This is a genomic window from Duganella sp. CF402 (assembly GCF_900109645.1).
In the GTDB taxonomy this organism is placed as follows: domain Bacteria; phylum Pseudomonadota; class Gammaproteobacteria; order Burkholderiales; family Burkholderiaceae_D; genus Rugamonas.
On the sequence record NZ_FOBG01000001.1, the window covers coordinates 1,088,051 to 1,108,623 of the forward strand.

The window sequence follows — 20,573 nt, forward strand, 5'->3', positions numbered from 1 at the left end:
GATCTGACCCCGAATCTTTAGAGGTGTTTATTCGCCTCCCGGAAAGAGAGCGGCGCAAGCCGCTCTTTTTGTTTGTGGGTGAATAAACGCACGGCGTCCGGCGCGTGGCGGGCATAATCCCTTAATGCCCAGCCGATGGCTTTTTGAATAAAGAATTCTTTTTCGTGAGCCAGCTTTAAAGCGTAATCGAATAAACGCTGCTCATCGGTTTTATTCCGCCAGCCTAATTGGTGCAGTAATGCGATACGGCGCATCCATAAATTATTATGACTTAAACAGTCGTCCATATAATCGTGCCGGTGCCGTAAAACATCGCCAATAATTCCTGCCAGCGCATCTACCGTATCCCACCACGATTTATCCTGCACCAGTTCCAGCAGTGCGGGAATATCTTCTGTATTTAATTCTTTCCAGTGCATGGCCAGCAAATCCAGTGCCACGTATTGATATTCGCGCTGCGGCAGGTCCCACAGCGCGCGGGCGTGCTGCAGCAGGTCGGCGTTGCGCAGCGGCTTGAGCAGCGCGCGGCAGGCGCCACGGCGCTGTGGCGTGCCGACGCCCATGAAGTCGAACTGGTCGCGCATGTAGGCGCGCATGGCTGGCGCGCGTTCCGCGTCGGCTTCGGAGGCGAGAGCAATCGACACATCCGTCAGGAAGTCAGGTTTCATGCTAGTTGTTGGCACGTACAAGCCAGCTTTGAGTTTAAGAAGGGCGTAAAAAAAGCGCCTGCATGCAGGCGCTTCTTGCTGACCAGATCCTGATTACTGGATCTTGGCTTTCTTCAGCAGTTCTTCGCGGTAGGCCACGATCTTGCGCTGTTGGATGCCTTCGGCCACCTGGGCTTTGACTTCCTCGAACGATGGGAACTTGGTTGGGCGCGATTCTTCCAGTTTAATAACGTGATAGCCGAAGTCCGATTTAACCGGAGTCTGGGTCATTTCGCCGTTTTTCAGTGCGACCATTGCATCGGCGAATGGTTTAACCAGTTTGCCCGGAGTCATCCAGCCCAGATCGCCGCCATTGGCGCCCGAACCTGGATCTTTCGATGCTTTGGCCAGTTCTTCGAATTTAGCGCCGCCTTTCAGCTTGGCGATAATATCCTTGGCTTCCTGCTCGGTGGCGACCAGAATATGACGCGAGTGATATTCGGTTGGGCCGACAGCGGCTTTATATTTGTCGTATTCAGCTTGAATCTCGGCGTCTTTTACCGGATTCTTTTTCACATAATCAGCCAGCATGGCGTTGATAATAATGCTCTGACGGGCATTATCAATAGCGGCGGTAACTTCCGCTTTTTTGCCGTAACCCTGTTTGTCTGCTTCTTGCAGCAGTACTTCGCGGCCGATCAGTTCTTTTTTGACGGCTTCGCGCAGTTGTGGCGAATCCGGCTGCTGGCCTTGGGCGACAACTTGTTTCACCATTTGATCAACCTTGGCGGCTGGAATGGCTTTGCCGTTGACGGTGGCGACGTTCTGCGCGAAAGCAGGTGCTGCCGCAACAGCGATCAGGGCTAACATCAGGCGAGCTGGCTTCAACATCATTATTAAATCCTTAAAAAATTACACTCTGAAGGTGCATGATACCAACGCAGAATCAAAAACGGCGCCCCGCAGGGCGCCGCCTTTCATAACATTACTGCACTTTTGCTTTCTTTACCAGTTCTTCCTGGAAGGCTTGCAGTTTCTTCTGGGTCAGGGCTTCGGCCACTTGTGGCTTCACTTCTTCCAGGGTAGGCAGCTTGGCCTGGCGCACGTCGTCCACTTTGATTACGTGGAAACCGTTAGGGGTTTGCACCGGCTTCTCGGTAACCTGGCCTTTTTGCAGGGCTACGAAGGCTTGCGAGAATACTGGTGGGAAGGACGAAGGCGAGGCCCAGTCCAGATCGCCGCCGTTGGCTGCCGAGCCGGTGTCTTTCGACAGTTTGGCCAGGTCTTCGAACTTGGCGCCGCCCTTGATCTTGGCGATCACGTCGTTGGCTTCAGCTTCGGTGCCCAGCAGGATGTGGCGCACGTGGTATTCCTTGTCGCCGGCTTGCGCTACGAAACGGTCGTATTCGGCCTTGATGTCGGCGTCCGACACCGGGTTTTTCTTGACGTAGTCAGCCACCAGCGCGTTGATGATGATGGCTTGGCGGGCGTTTTCCAGCGCTGCCTTGACGTCGGCGTTCTTGCCAAAACCTTGCTTCTCAGCTTCCTGCATCATGACTTCGCGGCCGATCAGGTCTTTCTTGATCAGATCGCGCAGTTGCGGCGAATCTGGCTGCTGGCCCTGGGCCACGACTTGCTTGACGACGGCGTCCACGCGCGAGGTCGGGATAGCCTTGCCATTAACCACGGCAACGTTTTGTGCGAAAGCTGGTACAGCAACAACGAGGAGTGCGATCAGCAACTTGGCTGGCTTGAAAGTCATTATTAATTCCTGTCAGGGGAAAGTTATAGCGAATTAGCTTTGGACGGCTAGGTTCTTGTCTTCAATTATTTTAAAAGCCGATAGCGGCCATCATACTTCGGACGGTGCCAAAGCTGTAATGGCCAGTGCATGAATCTCTTTATGCATCATATCGTGCACAGAATCATACACGAGACGATGCCTTGTGACGAGTTTCAGCCCCTCGAATTGTAACGAAACAATTCTGACGTTGTAGTGGCCGCCGCCGGAAGCCGCACCGGCATGGCCGGCGTGGGCGGCGGAGTCGTCGTCCAGCACCAGTTCGGTGGGTTGCAGCTTGGCTTCAAAGGCAGCGCGCATGCGCTCCATGCGGGTATCCTGGGTCATGCCTGGTCTTTCATGTGACGCGATAAATAAATCGTTTGTGCGATGATAAACACAAACATGATGGCGGTGGCGCCGAACGCTTTAAAACTCACCCACGCATCGGTATTTCCTTTAAACAGCACAAACGCCAGATACCAGTTCAACGCGCCCATGAAGGTAAAGAAGACGATCCATGCCAGATTAAGGCGGGCCCAGACCAACTCCGGCAATTCAATGATTTCCTTCATCGATTGGCGCATCAGGTTCTTTTTAAACAGCAGGTCGCTGAACAGCAGTACCACCGCAAACAGCCAGTAGACGATGCTCAGTTTCCATTTGATGAAATCCTCGTCGTGCAGGTAGATTGTCAGGCCGCCGAACACCACGAACATGCCCAGCGAAACCCACAGCACACCGTCGACCTTGCGGCCGCGCAACTTGATCCAGGCGATTTGCGCCATCGTGGCCAGGATGCCGACCACGGTGGCGATGACGATCGGTGATTGCTCGGCGGTCACGGAACCGCCGGAAATCATGCCACTCATATAGGTGTTGATGAGGTGCTGTGCAGCCTCGGCGTTCATGCCGGCCACTTTGTAGGAGCCGAAGAACAGCAACACCGGGATCATGTCGAACAGGAATTTCATGATGTCTCTTATTAGTCTTGTGGGTCGAAGCGGAGCGAGGCGGAGTTAATGCAGTAGCGCAGGCCGGTCGGCGGCGGGCCGTCCGGGAATACGTGGCCGAGGTGGGCGTCGCACACCCCGCAAATGGTTTCGGTGCGCAGCATACCATGCGAGCGGTCGACTTTTTCGATCACATTGGCCGGATCGATCGGTTCGAAGTAGCTTGGCCAGCCACAGCCGGAGTCAAATTTGGTGTCGGAACGGAACAGCGGCGTGTTGCAGCAGACGCAGGTGTAGATGCCTGGCGCATGATGATCCCAGAACTTGCCGGTGAAAGCGCGTTCGGTGGCGGCATGGCGCGTGACTTGGTATTCCATCGGGTCGAGTTGGGCGCGCCATTCGGCGTCGGATTTGACAACTTTATTGCTCATGACTTATTTCTCGCTTAAGAAGAACAGCTGACTTCGAGGTGGCTTGCCCAGTCCGGCGGCAAGGCTGCATAGTGTTCGTGCTCGGGCTGTTCGTCGTAGGGACGCTGCAATACAGCCAGCAAACGCTCCACCTCGGAAAAGTCCTTATTTTGCGCCTTTTCGATCGCCACTTGGGCGAGATAGTTTCGCAGCACGTATTTGGGGTTGACTTGATTCATCGCAAGCGCGCGCGCTTTGTCGTCGCTCTGTTCGGCTTGCAGGCGAGCGCGGTAGCGTTCGGCCCAGGCGTCGAACGCTTCGCGCTCGATGAACAGGTCGCGCAGCGGTTCATCGCCGCTGGCGTCGGCCGCGCGCACGCCGCTCAGGCGGCGGAAGAACAGGGTGAAATCGACGCCCGGCAGGATAGCGAACAGGTCGTCGAACAGGGCGCGGTCGGTGTCGAAGTGCTCGTCCAGCAGTGTCAGGCCGAGCTTGGCGTGCAGCAGTTCGTCGATCTTGGCGGCGAATTCGGGCTGGTAGACGTCCAGCGCAGCCTGGGTCGGCTCGATTTCGCCGATCAGCGGCAGCAGCGCCTGCGCCAGTGCGTAGCAATTCCAGTGCCCGACTTGCGGCTGGTTGGCGTAGGAATAGCGGCCTTGCTGGTCGGTGTGGTTGCAGATGTGGTTGGCGTCGAAGGCTTCCATGAAACCGAACGGGCCGTAATCCAGCGTCAGGCCGAGGATGGACATGTTATCGGTGTTCATCACGCCATGCATGAAGCCGACCGCTTGCCAGTGCGCGATCATGTGTGCGGTGCGGCGCGTGACTTCTTCCAGCAACGCGGCGTACGGGTTGTCGGCGTCACGCAGGGCAGGGTAGAAGCGGTCGATGACGTAATCGGCCAGCAATTTCAGTTCATCGTTTTTCTTGCGGGTGTACCAGTGCTCGAACGAGCCGAAGCGCACGAACGACGGCGCCATGCGCACCACCACCGCCGAAGTTTCCACGGTTTCGCGCATCACGCCCTGGTCCGAACCGGCCACCGACAGCGCACGCGAGGTCGGGATGCCGAGCGCGTGCATCGCTTCCGAGCACAGGAATTCGCGGATCGAGGAGCGCAGCACGGCGCGGCCATCGCCCATGCGCGAATACGGCGTCAGGCCGGCGCCTTTCCACTGCAGCTCCATCGGGCCTTGGGCGGTGACAACGTCGCCGAACAGGATGGCGCGGCCGTCGCCCAGCTGGCCGGCCCAGACACCAAACTGATGGCCCGAATACACGGCCGCCAGCGGTTGCGCGCGTTCCGGCACGGCGTTGCCGATCAGGATGTCGAGGCTGTCGGACAGATCCGGGCCGAGGCCGATCAAGCCCGCCGCCGGCGCACTGACCGCCACCAGATAAGGTGCAGGCAGCGGCGTAGGCATCAGGCGGGTGTAGAAAGCAGGCGGCAGCGATGCGAAGGAATTGTCCAGCGGCAGGTTGGCGGCAGTGATGATGTACTCCTATTAGCTCAGTCCCGGATTTTACCGCAGGGCGGCGATGCGGCAGTGCAGCATAGAAAAGCGTTGACGCTGCGCGCAACGCGCCGCCACACTCGAATCAAGCAAACGACCAATGGAGACCTCATGCTGATGGGCCAGATGATGGATCAGCCTTTGCTGATTTCAAGCATCCTTGAATTCGCCGCCCGCCACTACGCCAACAGCGAAATCGTTTCGCAGCGCGTCGAAGGCGACCTGCACCGCTACACCTTCCGCGACTGCCACCAGCGTGCGCAGCAGCTGGCCAATGCCTTGCAGGCGCTGGGTGTGCGCAGCGGCGAGCGCGTGGCCACGCTGGCGTGGAACGGCTACCGTCACCTGGAGGCTTACTATGCCGTGTCCGGTAGCGGCGCAGTGCTGCACACCATCAATCCGCGCCTGCATCCGGAACAGCTAGCCTACATCTGCAACCATGCGGAAGACCAGTACCTGCTGTTCGATTTCTGCTTCCTGCCGCTGGTCGAGGCGATCGCGCCGCACTGCAAAACGGTCAAGGGCTGGATCCTGCTGGGCGCGGCCGACCGCATGCCGGCCGAGACCAGGATTCCCAACCTGCTGTGCTACGAGGATTTGCTGGCCGCCCAGCAGGCCGATTACGCCTGGCCGCGTTTCGATGAAAACGCCGCCGCTACACTGTGTTACACATCCGGCACCACCGGCAATCCGAAAGGCGCCTTGTATTCGCACCGTTCGACCGTGCTGCATGCCTATGCATCGGCCTTGCCGAACGTGCTGAACGTGTCCTCGCACGATGCGGTGATGCCGGTGGTGCCGATGTTCCACGTCAATGCATGGGGCTTGCCGTACTCGGTGCCGCTGTCGGGAGCGAAGATGGTGCTCCCCGGCCCGGCGCTGGACGGCAAGTCGGTCTACGAGCTGATGGAGAAGGAAAAAGTCACGTTCTCGGCCGGGGTGCCGACCGTCTGGCTGGGCTTGATCAATTACTGCCTGCAGAACAAGCTCAAGTTTTCGACCTTCCGCCGCACGGTGATCGGCGGCTCGGCCTGTCCCCCGGCCATGATGAACACGCTGATCGACGACTTCGGCGTGGAAGTGATCCACGGCTGGGGCATGACCGAGATGTCGCCGCTCGGCACCACCGGCGGCCTGTTGAGCAAGCATATGGCGCTGCCGAAGGAAGAACAGCGCAAGATCCTGCAGAAACAGGGCCACGCTATCTACGGCGTCGACATGAAAATTGTCGACGAACTGGGAGAGGAGTTGCCGTGGGACGGCACCACTGCGGGCAGCCTGTTGGTCAAGGGGCCGTGGATCATCGCCAGCTACTTTAAAGGCGAGGGCGGCGGTGTGTTGGAAGACGGCTGGTTCCCGACCGGCGATGTCGCCACTATCGACCCGGACGGCTTCATGCAGATTACCGACCGCGCCAAGGACGTGATCAAGTCCGGTGGCGAGTGGATCGGCACCATTGACCTGGAAAACATCGCCATGTCGCATCCGGGCGTGATGCAGGCGGCCTGTATCGGCGTGTTCCACCCGAAATGGGATGAGCGGCCGCTGCTGGTGGTGGTGCGCCGTCCCGGCAGCGAAGTCACACGCGACGAATTGCTGGCCCATTACGAAGGCAAGATCGCCAAGTGGTGGCTGCCCGATGACGTGGTGTTTGTCGACGCTTTGCCCGTCGGCGGCACCGGCAAAATCCAGAAAAACAAGCTGCGCGAGCAATACCGCGACTATCAAATGTCTAGTTAATTCATGAATAAATAGTTTGACTGCGAATTGTTTTCCTCATACATTATTGCCTTGGAGCATTTAAAACAGAGGGAAACAATGTTTAATAGCATAACCATACGAGCGCGCCTGATCCTGACCATGTCGGTATTGGGTGTGCTGATGCTGGTCTTGGGCGGCCTGAGCATCTTCGGTATGAATACCGTCAACTACGCGTTGAAAGACGTGTACTCCAACCAGATGGCCTCGACCATCGCACTGGCCAACGCCAAGAATTTCCTGAACCGCTCGCGCTTCGTGATTGACCGCGGCGTATTTCATCCCGAGGCAGCTGACCTGGATAAAACCCTGGGCCGCGCCGACGGCTTCATCCAGGACGCCGACAAGGCCTGGAAAGACTACCTCGCGCTGCCGCTGAGCGACGACGAGAAAACGCTGGCCGCCGACCTGGACGCCAAGCGCACCGTGTACGTCGCCGAGATGCGCGCCCTGATGGCGGCCTTGCGTGCGCAAGACAAAGACAAGATCGAAGACCTGTCGATGAAAACCCTGTCGGCGCAGTTCGGTATTTTTGACGCGGCCTCGGTCAAACTGGAAAACTTCCAGCTGGATTCGGCCAAGACCCACTACGACGAGAGCCAGTCGTTCTTCTCCGGCTTCACCAAGGGCTACACCATTGCGCTGCTGCTGGGTGCGGCGCTGATCGTGTTCTCGGCGGTACGCTTGCTGGGCGCCATCCTGCGTCCGCTGGAAAGCGCGCTGGGCCACTTCGACCAGATCGCCAGCGGCAACCTGGCCAACCGCATTGTGGCCGACCGCAACGATGAAATGGGCAAGCTGATGCAAGGCCTGACCAAGATGCAGGACCAGATGTCCGGCACCGTCAGCAGCATCCGCACCGGCAGCAGCGCGATCGCCACCGCCAGCGCCGAAATCGCTTCCGGCAACCTCGACCTGTCGCGCCGCACCGAGAACCAGGCGGCCGCGCTGGAAGAAACCGCGTCGTCGCTGGAAGAGCTGACGTCGACCGTGCGCCAGAATGCCGACAACGCCCGCCAGGCCAACCAGCTGGCGCTGAGCGCGCAGGATGTGGCCGGCAAAGGCGGCCAACTGGTGTCGCAAGTGGTGGACACGATGGGTACCATCAACAGCTCGTCGCGCAAGATTGCCGACATCATCGGCGTGATCGATGGTATCGCCTTCCAGACCAATATCCTGGCGCTGAATGCGGCGGTGGAGGCGGCGCGCGCTGGTGAACAGGGCCGTGGCTTCGCGGTGGTGGCGACCGAAGTGCGTAACCTGGCGCAGCGCTCGGCGGCGGCAGCGAAAGAGATTAAAGAACTCATCACCGCATCAGTGGAACAGGTGGATGCAGGCACGCAGCTGGTCGACAAAGCCGGTGCGACGATGGAAGAGATCGTCACCAGCGTGGAGCGCGTCACGAGCATCATGACCGAGATCATGATCGCCGGCGAAGAGCAAAGCTCGGGCATCGAGCAGATCAACCAGGCCATCGTGTCGATGGACGAAGTGACCCAGCAAAACGCCGCGCTGGTGGAAGAGGCGGCGGCTGCCGCCAACGCCATGCAGGAACAGGCGGCGCAGCTGGAAGAAATGGTCAGCACCTTCAAGCTCGACAGCACCGTGCGCGTTGGCCATCACCAAGCCCTGCGCCGTCCGGCGCTGGCCCTGCCAAACTGATTTGACGCTCCACAAGCATGGCTGTGGTGCGAGTTGCACGCGCTGCGTGAAGCTCGTACCATGAGCCATGACTACTGTCACCACAGATCTCCTGAATGCCCGGCTCAAAACCGTCGAAACGCGGATGGATGCCAGGATTTTGGCTATTGAAGCCGCGATCGCGGGATTGATCGAGTCGCAACGCCAACTGCGTGCGGACATCAAGAGCTTGCAGGTGACCGTCGTCGTCACAGCCATTGCATCGGTACTGGCGATTGGCGCGATTAACGCAACCGTCTTTTCCAACATGCTGGCTGCTTTCAAATCGGGCGCGGACGTCGGCGCTTTTCAAACCGAGCTACTAAAAACCCAAGCGGAGTTGGCTGAGACTCAAGTCGAAGTCAAGCGGCAAGTGGAGGCCACTGCCACTTTACTCAAGAAAATGGAAGCCAGGGAGCGACAGCAAGCTGAGGCAGCCAACTCTCGCCGTAATTAGCGTGCGGCTGGCGTGGTGCTCAACGGTTGCTCCGGGAGCCAGAACAGCATCAGCAGGCCCAGTCCCACCAGCACCGTGCCGGCACCGAAGATGGTGCCGATGGCGTGACGGTACATCGCGGCGTTGGCCGCCTGGCCGTGTAGTTGCTGCGCCAGGATAGCGCCGGAGCCGGTCACGCCGATCAGTCCCCCCAGCGAACGGAAGAAGCCCAGCATGGCCGTGCCGACGCCGCGCCGCATCAGGGGCAGGGCGTTTTGGACGGCGATGGTCATATTCGGCATCACCAGTCCCAGCCCCGCGCCAAGCACGAAGATGGCCGGTTCCAGCACCATGTAGCCGGCGGCCGAGCTGATCCCCCATGCCAGCGCGGCAAACGACGCCGTCGCCATCGCCAGGCCCAGCACCTGCGCCGGCTTGTAGCGGCCGGACTTGGCCAGCACGCGGCCGTTCAGCCCCGACGAGATCACCAATCCCACCATCATCGGCATGGTCAGCAAGCCCGAGCTGGCCGGCGACGCCCCCATCACCATCTGGAACAGCAGCGGGAAGAACACACTGGAACCCATCATGCCGACGAAGGTCAGCGCCAGTACCACGCTGGCGATGTTGAACACGCGGTTGTCGAACAGATCCGGCGGCAGCACCGGCTCCGGCACGCGGCGCACGTGGATCAGCAGTCCAACCGCCAGCACGCCGGCCAGCACGCCGGTGTAGAGCAGCTCGCGCGAATCCCAAGCCCACTCATTGCCGCCCAGCGCCAGCACCAGCAGCGCGGCGGTGATGGCACCGGTCAGCAGCACCGAGCCCAGATAATCGATCTTGTGGGCGGTGTGTTTTTTATCGTGCGGCATGAACTTGGCGATGACGTACAGCGCCAGCGCGCCCATCGGCAGATTGATGTAGAAGATGGCGTGCCACGACAGCCAGTCCGTCATCAGCCCGCCCAGCACCGGTCCGAGCACGCTGGTGGCCGCGTACACGGCGGCGATGGCGCCCTGGCGCTTGCCGCGCTCGGCCGCCGGGATCAGGTCGGCGATGACGATTTGCGCCAGCGGCATGAAGCCGCCCGCGCCCAGGCCCTGGATGGCGCGGAAGGCGATCAGCTCGACCATGTTCTGCGCCAGCCCGCACAGCGCCGAGCCGATCAGGAAGATGATGATGGCCGTGTACAGCAGCGGCTTGCGGCCGTACTGGTCGCTCAATTTGCCATACAGCGGCATGGTGGCGGTGGAGGCCAGCACGTAGGCCGTCACCACCCATGACAGGTGCGCCATGCCGCCGAGATCGGAGACGATGCGCGGCAGCGCGGTGGCCACGATGCTCTGGTCCAGCGCCGCCAGGCCGATCATGATGACCAGGCCCATGTAAATGTTACGGATTTGATGATTCATTCGCCAATCTCGTTGAGGTAGACAAGTGCGTTGCGCAAGGCAGCCGCGCCTTCCGGCGGCAACTGGGCCAGCCGGCGGGCCAGCCAGTCGCGGCGGCGGTTGCGGATATCGGCCAGCACCGCCGCGCCGTGCTCGGTCAGCAGCAGGCCGCTGCGGCGGCGGTCTTCAGGATCGGGCGCGTCGCGCCTGACCAGATTGAGCGCTTCCAGCGTCTTGATGTGGCCGCTCATGGTGGGGCCGCGCAGCTTTTCCTGCCGCGCCAGTTCGGCCACGCCGATGCCGGGCTGCAGGCTGATGGTCGAAATCAGCATCTTCTGCTGCAGCGTGAGTCCGGACGAATCGTCGTCGCTTTCCTGCCTCAGGCGCCGGAACACGTGGTGCAGGGCAACGCGCAGCTCATCGGCCAGCGCGATGGCATGTTGGGGGATTTCAGTCGTCATGATAGTTAGATAGGTAGGCTACCTATCTATTATATCAAAAAGACTTTTGGTCAGCATATTGAGGCTTCTCAAAGCTGGGGTACTGCGGCCGCCACGCACCCGGATCCCAGGTACGTGCAGGCGGCGCTCACTTATTACGCCGATCAGGTGCTGCGCGCGCCTGCCAGGCGCGCCGAGTTCTGCGGCAGGTAAGCTTATTTGAGTGCGCCGAAGACTTTGCCGATCAGCTTGCTGCCGGTGCCGATCGGATCGGCGCGGATGGCTTTTTCTTCTTCGGCGATCATGGTGTACAGGCCGTCCAGCGCACGCTTGGTGACGTAGCCTTCCACCGTGGCCTGGTCTTTCGCCACCACGCCCAACTGCGGCGCCAGGCTCATGGCGGTGTTGTACTTGGTGGCCAGGCCGGATTTGTCGGTGACTTTTTTCACCACCGGCAGGAATTGCACCGCCAGCTTGTCCTGCGTTTTGCCACGGAAGAAATCGGTCACCGAGGTGTCGCCGCCGGTCAGGATGTTCTTGGCGTCGGTGATGGTCATGGATTTGACGGCGTCCAGCAGCAAGGGCTTGGCCATCGGTACGGCCGCCTCGGCGGCGTGGTTCATCTGCACCACCAGGTCGTCCAGCTGCTGGCCCTTGCCGGTCATCTTGAGGATGGGGCGCGCCTGCTCGAGGATTTTCGGCAGCGGGATGCGGACCTTGTCGTTGTTGAGGAAGCCGCCGTCCGCGCCCAGCTTGGACACGGCCGCGTTGGAGCCGGTCTCCAGCGCCGCTTTCAGGCCGCCCGCAGCGTCCTTGTTGGTCAGGTCGTCCAGCGACAAGGCAAAGGCGCTCGCAGCCAGCAGGCTGCATGGAATCAATAGGGCAATGGCGCGGCGCGAAACTGGCATGGTTAAACCTCCGGGTGAGCAAAGGCTTTACTGTACTCCACCGCAGCCTACGCCGCCAGCGCCGGAATCTCCCTGGCCAGCCGTTCGAGCAGGCGGTCGCACTGGAATACGCTCAGGGTTTTGTGAGCGTCGCCTTCGCCTTCGATGTCGATGACTTCGTCCATTTCCGCGCGCGGGTCGCCGTTGGTGCTCTGGTTACGCATCATTTTCGGCGCGCCGAAGCGCTTGTTGTCGGCGATGGTCATGATGTTTTCCACCGCATCGACCAGCAGGCCGTAGCACTCGTCGCCGCGCTCGATCACCAGGATCTTGGATTGCGAGGTATCGTCCAGCGCAGCCATACCGTACAGGCCGCGCAGGTCGATTACGGTCACCATCTGCTTGCGCAGGTTGAGCATGCCGCGCATGAAGGCCGGCAACCCCGGCGGCCGGGTGATTTCGCCCACCGTCAGGTCGATAATCTCGCGCACTTGCTTGATCTCGACCGCATACGAGTTTTCCAGTGCGAAGGTGATGTAGACCTTGCGCTGGCCGCGCTGCACATCGTGGCGCTGGATCTTGGCCACCTGCGCCTCGTCCTTGGGATACAGGTTGGCATGGCCGTTGCGCATTTCCTTGATCTCGTTGCTGGAAAAGATTTGCTGATGGTCGAGGAAGAAGATATCGCCCAGGTCCGGCTTCGACAGGCAGCCGCCGAACATGCCGGCGCGCGCCTTGCTCAGCATCGGGATCGGCATGATTTCTTCGCTGTAGAAGTGCACGATGTTATCCACCGAGTCGACCAGGAAGCCGATGGTGGCATCGTCGATGCGTGCCACGATGATGCGCTGGTCGGGCAGGGCGCCGCGCTCGCTGGACGGCTCTGAATTGAGCAGGATGCCAAAGTCCACCACCGCCACCGGGCTGCCGCGGAAGTTGATGCGGCCCAGGCACAGCGCGCTGTTCAGCACCGACGGCTGCAGTTCCGGCACGCGGATGATCTCCTGGATGGCCGCCATCTCGAACGCGAACGAGGCGGCGCCGACCCGGAAGCTGACGCACTTGCGGCGCTCGCCCTGGTGGCGGCGGGTTTCCTTGTCCGCGCATTGCAGCGCCAGCACTTGCGGCACGTTTTCAATATGGACCAGGGTGTCGGGATCGAGGATTTGCACCAGCCGCGCGCCGTGGTCCAGCAGGATGGTGCCGGCCACCACGCCGCGCTTTTCGCCGTCGGCATAGGTCAGCGTGCTGCGCTGTTCGGGCCGCACCCGCAGGATTTCGCCGGTGGCATCGAACAGGATGCCGACCAGCACGCCCTCGTAATCGAGGATGGCGATCTTATCGGTCGGCAGCGCCGCGCGCGCTTCCGGATTGAACACCCGGCCCAGGTTGACGATCGGGATGACGCTGCCGCGCAAGGTGAAGATGCCTGCCAGAAAACGCGGCGACAGCGGCAGTGGCGAGATTTTCTCCGGATAATTCACCACTTCGCGGAAGCACTTGGCGGGGAGGGCGAACTCGTCGTCGCCAAGGACAAAAGAACCAAATAATTCAGTGCTGTTGGTGGTGGGCGCATCAGGCATGCCGGGCTCCGCTGTAAGGGGTAACGAGTTCCTGCACCGTGTAGTCGCAAGTCGCACAGTCGATGGTCAGGGTGCGGCCGCTTTTGCCGCCGACGCGGCAGTAGCTGACGTTCAAGCCGAACTGGCGCAGGTAGCGGCGCGCCGCATCGGCATTTTGCTGGCCGATCTGCAAGCGGCTGGAACAGCCATTCAGCATGGTGGCGCCGCCGGCCAGCACCACTTCGATGTCGGGATAGTCCGCCACGCAAGCGCCCATCAGGCGCAGCAGGGAGGGCACAGCCTGGCTGACGTAGCGCGCGCCCAGTTCGCCATTGGCGGTGTCGCACTCCGGCAGCAGGCAGTGGGCCAGCCCGCAGCGGCCCTGTTTTTTCCAGAGGAAGGCGATGCCGACGCAGGAGCCGAGCAGGGCCTGCAGGTGGCCGCTGCGCGCGCTCACCTTCAGCTGGCCCATCGCCACCTGTTGCGGCCTGCCGATGTCGAGGTCTTGCGCGTCGTCGGCGTCGTCCCACGGCACGGCGGCCGGACGCATATCGCTGGGCAGGTGCGTGACTGGCATGGCTTATTCCATCCGATAAATCATTGGCCGGTCGAACTGGTAGGCCGTGTTCATGCCCGAGATCGACTCCGACTCGCCCACGATCATGACCGCGTGCGACGCCATGCTCAAGCGCGCTTGTTGCAATATGGTTTGCTGCTGTTCCTGGTCGAAGTAAATCAGCACGTTGCGCAGGAAGACCAGATCGAATTGCTTGCCGGGCCGGAGTGGCGTCAGCAGGTTGTGCTGGGCCAGTTCGACATTCTTTTTCAGCGCATCGACCACGCGCAAGCCGTTGGCGCCGGGGCGGAAGTACTTCTTCACCCATTCCGGATGGGTTTCCTGGATGCGCTCCACCGAGCGGCCGGTGTACTGGCCGTCGCGCGCCAGCGCCAGGATTTGCTGCGAGATATCGGTCGCATGGATCTGATAGCCGAAGCCGGGATGGCGCTCCTGGAATTCCTCGCACAGCATGGCCATCGAATACAGCTCTTCGCCGCTGGAGGCGGCCGCCGACCACACCTTGAGGCGTTTGCCCGGATGCTCGCTCCACCAGCGCGGCAGGAATTCCTGCTCGACGTAGTCCCACACCTGCGGGGTGCGGAAGAACAGGGTGTCGTTGGTGGTGACCAGATCGATAAAGTGCGGCACCTCGGCGCGGTCCTGTTCCACCTTGTCGAGGTAAGCCTGATAGCTGTTCAGCTTGAGCGCCTGCACGCGCGGACGCAGGCGCCGTTCCAGCAGCACGCTCTTGCGCTCGCTCATCGCGATGCCGGTGTGTTTGCGGACGAGCGCGATCAGCGCCGTCAGCGTGGCGGGAGTGATGCCGGTGGCGTCCATGATTACACCGTAAAGCCGGCCACGGTTTTATTCAGGTCGCCTGCACGCTGGTTGAGCCCCTCGGTGGAGCGGGCGATGCTGTCGCAAGCGGCGGCCGATTTTTCGGCTTCCTCGGCAATGTACTGCACGGCGGTGCTGACTTCGCGCGCCGTCAGCAGCTGCTCGTTGGCCGCCTTGGAAATATCGGAAATCGCCACCGTGGTCTTGACCACGCCGTCGAGGATCTTGTCGAAAGCATCGCTGGCCTGGCGCGAAATCTCGCTGCCGGCGGAAACCCGCTTGACCGATTCGTTGATCAGCTTGGAAATCTCCTTGGTCGCCTGCGAGGAACGCTCGGCCAGCTTGCGCACCTCGTCCGCCACCACCGAGAAGCCGAGTCCATGCTCGCCGGCGCGCGCGGCTTCGATGGCGGCGTTGAAGGCCAGCATATTGGTCTGGTTGGCGATGTCGCTGATGACTTTGACGATTTCGCCGATGTCTTCCGAGGAGCGGTTGATCAGGTCCATCGCCTCGATCGACTTGGCGACGGCCTTGGCGCCGACTTCGGCCTCGTGCTGGGTCGACTTGGCCATCGAGTCGGCGTCCGAGGTGTTGTTGGCGATGGTGTTGATCGAGCTGGTCAGGCCGTCGATGGAGGCGTTCATTTCCTCCACCGTGGCGCCCAGCGCCTGGGTGCCCACTGCCACGCCGTTGGAGCGTTCGGCGATGGTGGTGGACGCGTCGGCCAGTCCGCTCGCGGACATCACCACGTCGCTGATCACCTTGCGCAGGTCGGCTATCATCTTGCTGATGCCTTCGGCCAGTTGGTCCAGCGGTTCGTTGCCGTCGACCACGACGTTGCTGGTCAGGTCGCCGTTGGCGGCGCGCGCCACCGAGTCCAGCAGGCGGGAGATTTTTTCGCCGTCGGAGCTGGCCTTGGCGGCGACCGACTCTTCCAGCGCCACCTGGTCGGTAATATCGCTTGCATATTTGACTATTTTGTATGGTTTGCCACTTAAATCCAAAATCGGATTATATGTTGCTTGAATCCAAACGGTTTTCTTGTTATTGCCGACGCGTTTATAGCGGCCGCTATCAAATTCACCACGATTTAATTTTTGCCAAAAACGTTTATATTCGGCGCTGGCGGCATATTCCGGGTCGCAAAATATGCGGTGATGCTCGCCCTTAATGTCGTCCAGGTAGTACCCCATCACTTCAAGGAAGTTATCGTTGGCAATCAGTACATGGCCCTGCATGTCGAATTCGATCACGGCCTGGGCCTTGCTGATGGCGCTGACCTTGCCTTCATACTCGGCGTTGCGCAGGCGGTTGGTGGTGATGTCGGTGGCGAACTTGATGACCTTGTAGGGCTTGCCGTCGGCGTCCATCACGGGGTTGTAGGAGGCCTGGATCCAGATTTCACGGCCGTCCTTGGCTACGCGCTTGTATTCGCCTTGCTCGAACTCACCCTTGGCCAAGCGGCCCCAGAATTGTTTGTAGGCCGGCGAGGCGGCAAACTCCGGCTCGCAGAACATCGAGTGATGCTGGCCCTGGACTTCGGCCAGCGAGTAGCCTAGCACGCGCAGGAAGTTGTCGTTGGCGTGTAAAATTTTCCCTTCCAGATCAAACTCGATGACCGCTTGCACGCGGTTGAGCGCGGCGTGGATAGCTTGGAGTTCTACATCCTGGGTCTGGATTACCTGGCTCGGTGCGTTCATAAGATTCCCGGTTATGTGATATTTGGTGAGATTTAATCTGATATTCGGGGGCGGGGAATATGCAAGCTGCGTTTAATTATTTCCCTTATTCAAATTCGAGGCAAGCACGGCAATAACGAATCGGGATCAAATGTATTCTGCAAGCGACATATGTTGTACTTATTCTCAGCATTACAAAGCAGTACCTACGGATTCAAAAGTGCGGTACCGTACATAAAAAAATAACACGGTCGTTCTTTTTATGAGGTATAGTGAGCGAGCCTCCCATTCCAACCAGAACACAAGGATGAGACATGACTGCTGAATACCAAGTACACGGCGCGGTTGCCGTCATCACGCTGAACAATCCGCCGGTCAACGGCATGGGCCTCGTCACCCGCACGGCCGCCGTCAAGGGCATTCAGCAAGCGCTGGCCGACGACGCCGTCAAGGCCATCGTCATCACCGGCGCCGGCAAAGCCTTCTCGGGCGGCGCCGACATCAAGGAATTCAACACCCCGGCCGCGCTGGCCGAACCTAGCCTGCACACCTTCATCGCCACCGCCGAAAGCTCGACCAAGCCGGTGGTCGCCGCCATCCACACCGTCTGCATGGGCGGCGGGCTGGAACTGTCGCTGGGCTGCCATTACCGCGTGGCGCTGCCGGGTGCCCAGATCGCGCTGCCGGAAGTGAAGCTGGGCCTGCTGCCGGGCGCCGGCGGTACCCAGCGCCTGCCGCGCGTGCTGGGCCTGGAGCCGGCACTGAACATGATCGTCTCGGGCAACCCGGTGCCGTCGGAAAAACTGCCGGCCCTGTTCGACCAGATCTTTGCCGCCGATGCCGATATCGTGCAATCGGCCGTGGCGTTTGCCGAGAAAATCGCCGATGTGCGCCCGCTGCCGAAAGTGCGCGACCGCAAAGTCGACTACCCGAACCACGAAGCCTTCCTGCAATTTTCGCGCAACACCGTGAAAGCCATGTCGGGTCCGTTCCCGGCGCCGCTGGAGTGCGTGGAAACCGTGGCCGCCTCGGTCACCATGAAATTTGAAGACGGCATGAAGTTCGAGCGCGAGCGCTTCCTGCACCTGATCCAGACCACCGAATCGAAATCGCTGCGCCACGCGTTCTTCAGCGAGCGCACCGCCAGCAAGGTACCGGATGTGCCGGCCGATACGCCGGTGCGCAGCATCAAGTCGGCTGCCGTGATCGGCGCCGGCATGATGGGCGGCGGCATCGCCATGAATTTCCTCAACGCCGGGATTCCGGTCAAGCTGCTGGAAACCAGGCAGGAAGCGCTGGACAAGGGCATTGCCACCATCCGCAAGAACTACGAGAGCAGCCTGAAAAAGGGCAAGCTGACCCAGGAAAAACTGGACCAGCGCATGGGCCTGCTGACCAGCACGCTGTCCTACGATGACATCGGCCAGGCCGACATCGTGGTGGAAGCAGTGTTCGAAGAAATGGGCGTGAAAGAAGCCGTGTTCCGTAAGCTGGATGAGGTGATGAAGCCGGGCGCCATCCTGGCCACCAACACCTCGACGCTGGACGTGGACAAGATCGCCGCCTTCACCAAGCGTCCGCAAGACGTGATCGGCACCCACTTCTTCTCGCCGGCCAACGTCATGAAGCTGCTGGAAATCGTGCGTGGCAAACAGACCGGCAAAGATGTGCTGGCGACCGCGCTGGCGCTGTCCAAGAAACTCAAGAAAACCGGCGTGGTATCGGGCGTATGCGACGGCTTCATTGGCAACCGCATGATCGAGCAGTACAGCCGCCAGGCCGGCTTCCTGCTGGAAGAGGGCGCGCTGCCGGAACAGGTCGACAAGGCGGCCGAGAAGTTCGGCTTCGCGATGGGCCCGTTCCGCATGGGCGACCTGGCCGGCAACGATATCGGCTGGGCCATCCGCAAGCGCCGCTATGTCGAGAAGCCAGAAATCACCTACTCGAAAACCGCCGACCTGCTTTGCGAAATGGGCCGCTACGGCCAGAAAACCGGCGGCGGCTGGTACGACTACAAGGCTGGCGACCGCAAGGCCTACCCGAACGAGCAGGTCAACGCCATGATCGTGCAGCATTCGGCCGATCTGGGCATCACGCGCCGCAAGATCAGCGACGAGGAAATCGTCGAACGCCTGGTGTATTCGCTGGTGAATGAAGGCGCGCTGATCCTGGAAGAGGGCATCGCGCTGCGCGCGTCGGACATCGACATGGTTTATCTCACCGGCTACGGCTTCCCGCTGTACCGTGGCGGCCCGATGTTCTACGCCGACACCGTGGGCTTGCCGAACGTGCTGGCGGCGATCAACAAATACGCCAAGGGCCACCAGGGCCAGGCGTGGAAGCCGGCACCGCTGTTGCTCAAGCTGGCTGCTGAAGGAAAGTTGCTTAACAGCTAGTAGTTGTTGCATTTAAGCCATATCTGTTGAAATTATTTACACGAAACAGCGTGGGTCGTTATAATGCGACCCACGCTGTTTTTATTTCAACAACAAAAAAGGGGATCAAATGAAGCACACTATCTTTGCTGCAGCACTGGCCCTGGCCAGCCTTTCCGCCCACGCCCACACCATCGGCGGCCTGTACAACACCGGCCTGGGCCAAGGCGCCACCGACGCACACTACAACCTGAGCTCGGCTGTCAGCAACACCGCCTACATCTCGACCGAGTCCGCATGGCCGATCAACGACGGCACCTGGCTGCACAACTCCGACGTTTCCAAGTGGATTACGCCATTGGCCGACCAGGCGACCTCGCTGGATCCGAGCGTTGACGGAATCTACACCTACACCCTGAGCTTCGACCTGACCGGCTACAACGCCAGCACCGCCTCGTTCAGCGGCCACTTCGCGGCGGACAACTCCGTGGTCATCAAGCTGAACGGCGCTGAAATCGCCAGCGGCACCGGCTTCAAATCGTGGCTGGACTTCGGCGCCAGCAGCGGCTTCGCTTCGGGCGTGAATACCCTGGAATTCGTGGTCACCAACGACCACCTGGGCTCGGGCAACCCGACCGGCCTGCGCGTTGAGTTCGCTGCGTCGAACGTGAGCGCCGTCCCTGAGCCAGCCACCTACGGCATGCTGCTGGGCGGCCTGGCACTGGTGGGCGCAGTCGCCCGCCGCCGCAAGCAGAAGTAATCTGTGGAAAAATGCTCACATGCCACACAGAAATTTAAGTGGCATGTGAGCACAAGCCCCCAAAGCTGGCTATAATTCATCCCAACAGCTCCCACCTTTTCGACGCCCTAAAAAACGGTTCGATGAAATCCAGGCATCCGTACTTCCGATGCTGGCTGACACGCTAACCAACCTTTTTTAGAGGCACTCATGAAACGCACCCTGATCGCCGCCGCACTGGCGCTGACCGCAATCACCTCCGCACACGCGGCCACCATCACCGGCCTGAAGAATACTGGTTTAGGCGACAGCGGCAGCGTCGACAGCAACTACAGCCTGAGTTCGGCGGTCAGCAGTACCCCCATCATCACCGTTGACGGCCAGTGGCCGATCAGCCCGTGGCTGGCGAATGACAGCACCTCCAAATGGATCACGCCGACCAGCAACCAGGCGGAAAGCTTCGATCCGTGGAGCAACGGCACCTACACCTACACCCTGACGTTCGACCTGAGCGGCTACAACGCGGCGACGGCAGTGTTCACTGGCCGGCTGGCGGCGGACAACTCGGTGGTGGTCAAACTGAACAACAGCGTCATCAGCAGTGCGACCGGTTTTACCGACTGGACCAGCTTTGGCGCCAGCAGCGGCTTCGTCTCGGGCGTCAACACGCTGGACTTCGTGGTGAACAATTGGGCGCAGAACGGCGGCAATCCGACCGGTCTGCGGGTGGAGTTTGGCATGTCGAGCATCGCAGCGGTTCCGGAACCGGCAACCTACGCGATGCTGCTCGGCGGCCTCGTCATGGTGGGCGCCATCGCGCGCCGCCGCAAGCAGTAAGCAGAAGCACCGCAGTACCGCAGTATCGTAGTAAGGGACTCCTTGGGTTTATTTCACCGCCTCTCCACGAGGCGGTTTTTTTTGCCCGA

20 protein-coding genes are annotated in these 20,573 nt (G+C 60.5%); 6 read left to right on the forward strand and 14 right to left on the reverse strand.

Annotation, left to right across the window (positions count from 1 at the left end):
* Nucleotides 1–17 precede the first annotated feature (17 nt).
* From BMZ70_RS04910 to BMZ70_RS04940, 7 genes are all read right to left on the reverse strand, one after another.
* Entirely contained in the window at nt 18–668 is a 651-nt protein-coding gene (locus BMZ70_RS04910) for a DNA alkylation repair protein (RefSeq protein WP_092270674.1), read from the reverse strand.
* Nucleotides 669–761: 93 nt separating this feature from the next.
* On the reverse strand, nt 762–1,541 hold the full coding sequence (locus tag BMZ70_RS04915) for a peptidylprolyl isomerase (RefSeq protein WP_092270677.1): 780 nt from the start codon (nt 1,539–1,541) through the stop codon (nt 762–764).
* A 91-nt stretch (nt 1,542–1,632) separates the two neighbouring features.
* Nucleotides 1,633–2,409, reverse strand: a complete 777-nt coding sequence (locus tag BMZ70_RS04920) for a peptidylprolyl isomerase (protein ID WP_092270680.1) — start codon at nt 2,407–2,409, stop codon at nt 1,633–1,635.
* Between the two features lie 90 nt (nt 2,410–2,499).
* A complete protein-coding gene (locus tag BMZ70_RS04925; RefSeq protein WP_092270683.1) occupies nt 2,500–2,775 on the reverse strand; it encodes a BolA family protein in 276 nt (91 codons plus the stop codon).
* The gene (locus tag BMZ70_RS04930) at nt 2,772–3,401 is read right to left on the reverse strand and encodes a septation protein A (RefSeq protein ID WP_092270686.1); all 630 of its coding nucleotides are present in this window, start codon (nt 3,399–3,401) and stop codon (nt 2,772–2,774) included. The genes BMZ70_RS04925 and BMZ70_RS04930 overlap by 4 nt, the downstream gene beginning before the upstream one ends.
* Nucleotides 3,402–3,412: 11 nt before the next feature.
* On the reverse strand, nt 3,413–3,811 hold the full coding sequence (gene msrB, locus BMZ70_RS04935; protein WP_092270689.1) for a peptide-methionine (R)-S-oxide reductase MsrB: 399 nt from the start codon (nt 3,809–3,811) through the stop codon (nt 3,413–3,415).
* A 14-nt stretch (nt 3,812–3,825) separates the two neighbouring features.
* The gene (locus tag BMZ70_RS04940; RefSeq protein WP_229205297.1) at nt 3,826–5,214 is read right to left on the reverse strand and encodes a protein adenylyltransferase SelO; all 1,389 of its coding nucleotides are present in this window, start codon (nt 5,212–5,214) and stop codon (nt 3,826–3,828) included.
* Between the two features lie 207 nt (nt 5,215–5,421).
* Here BMZ70_RS04940 and BMZ70_RS04945 point away from each other — a divergent pair, with 207 nt between their 5' ends.
* From BMZ70_RS04945 to BMZ70_RS04955, 3 genes are all read left to right on the forward strand, one after another.
* Nucleotides 5,422–7,044: a 3-(methylthio)propionyl-CoA ligase gene (locus BMZ70_RS04945; protein ID WP_175500791.1), complete on the forward strand. Its 1,623-nt coding sequence runs from the start codon at nt 5,422–5,424 to the stop codon at nt 7,042–7,044.
* A gap of 78 nt (nt 7,045–7,122) precedes the next feature.
* Nucleotides 7,123–8,724, forward strand: coding sequence for a methyl-accepting chemotaxis protein (locus BMZ70_RS29180; RefSeq protein ID WP_092270698.1), 1,602 nt, complete (start codon nt 7,123–7,125; stop codon nt 8,722–8,724).
* A gap of 67 nt (nt 8,725–8,791) precedes the next feature.
* On the forward strand, nt 8,792–9,199 hold the full coding sequence (locus BMZ70_RS04955; protein ID WP_092270701.1) for a hypothetical protein: 408 nt from the start codon (nt 8,792–8,794) through the stop codon (nt 9,197–9,199).
* Here the strand turns inward: BMZ70_RS04955 and BMZ70_RS04960 are convergent.
* The 7 genes from BMZ70_RS04960 to BMZ70_RS04990 all read right to left on the reverse strand — a co-directional run bounded on the left by BMZ70_RS04960 (nt 9,196) and on the right by BMZ70_RS04990 (nt 16,554).
* The gene (locus tag BMZ70_RS04960) at nt 9,196–10,590 is read right to left on the reverse strand and encodes an MDR family MFS transporter (RefSeq protein WP_092270704.1); all 1,395 of its coding nucleotides are present in this window, start codon (nt 10,588–10,590) and stop codon (nt 9,196–9,198) included. The two genes, BMZ70_RS04955 and BMZ70_RS04960, sit on opposite strands and share 4 nt — an antisense overlap.
* Nucleotides 10,587–11,030 carry a MarR family winged helix-turn-helix transcriptional regulator gene (locus BMZ70_RS04965; RefSeq protein ID WP_092270707.1) on the reverse strand — a complete coding sequence of 148 codons (444 nt, stop codon included), beginning with the start codon at nt 11,028–11,030 and terminating at the stop codon, nt 10,587–10,589. The genes BMZ70_RS04960 and BMZ70_RS04965 overlap by 4 nt, the downstream gene beginning before the upstream one ends.
* A 194-nt stretch (nt 11,031–11,224) precedes the next feature.
* A complete protein-coding gene (locus tag BMZ70_RS04970) occupies nt 11,225–11,917 on the reverse strand; it encodes a DUF4197 domain-containing protein (RefSeq protein ID WP_092270710.1) in 693 nt (230 codons plus the stop codon).
* A 47-nt stretch (nt 11,918–11,964) separates the two neighbouring features.
* Nucleotides 11,965–13,479: a chemotaxis protein CheW gene (locus tag BMZ70_RS04975; RefSeq protein WP_092270713.1), complete on the reverse strand. Its 1,515-nt coding sequence runs from the start codon at nt 13,477–13,479 to the stop codon at nt 11,965–11,967.
* On the reverse strand, nt 13,472–14,035 hold the full coding sequence (locus BMZ70_RS04980; protein ID WP_229205298.1) for a chemotaxis protein CheD: 564 nt from the start codon (nt 14,033–14,035) through the stop codon (nt 13,472–13,474). The genes BMZ70_RS04975 and BMZ70_RS04980 overlap by 8 nt, the downstream gene beginning before the upstream one ends.
* Before the next feature lie 3 nt (nt 14,036–14,038).
* Nucleotides 14,039–14,854, reverse strand: a complete 816-nt coding sequence (locus tag BMZ70_RS04985; protein WP_229205299.1) for a CheR family methyltransferase — start codon at nt 14,852–14,854, stop codon at nt 14,039–14,041.
* 2 nt (nt 14,855–14,856) lie between these two features.
* Nucleotides 14,857–16,554 (reverse strand): methyl-accepting chemotaxis protein, encoded by a 1,698-nt coding sequence (locus tag BMZ70_RS04990; protein ID WP_092270720.1) that lies wholly within the window; start codon nt 16,552–16,554, stop codon nt 14,857–14,859.
* Between the two features lie 293 nt (nt 16,555–16,847).
* Between BMZ70_RS04990 and BMZ70_RS04995 the strand changes: the two genes are divergently transcribed.
* The 3 genes from BMZ70_RS04995 (at nt 16,848) to BMZ70_RS05005 (ending at nt 20,484) form a co-directional block, all read left to right on the forward strand.
* On the forward strand, nt 16,848–18,929 hold the full coding sequence (locus BMZ70_RS04995) for a 3-hydroxyacyl-CoA dehydrogenase NAD-binding domain-containing protein (RefSeq protein ID WP_092270723.1): 2,082 nt from the start codon (nt 16,848–16,850) through the stop codon (nt 18,927–18,929).
* 109 nt (nt 18,930–19,038) lie between these two features.
* Nucleotides 19,039–19,668: a PEP-CTERM sorting domain-containing protein gene (locus BMZ70_RS05000; protein ID WP_092270726.1), complete on the forward strand. Its 630-nt coding sequence runs from the start codon at nt 19,039–19,041 to the stop codon at nt 19,666–19,668.
* A 189-nt stretch (nt 19,669–19,857) separates the two neighbouring features.
* On the forward strand, nt 19,858–20,484 hold the full coding sequence (locus tag BMZ70_RS05005; protein WP_092270729.1) for a PEP-CTERM sorting domain-containing protein: 627 nt from the start codon (nt 19,858–19,860) through the stop codon (nt 20,482–20,484).
* Nucleotides 20,485–20,573: the final 89 nt, after the last annotated feature.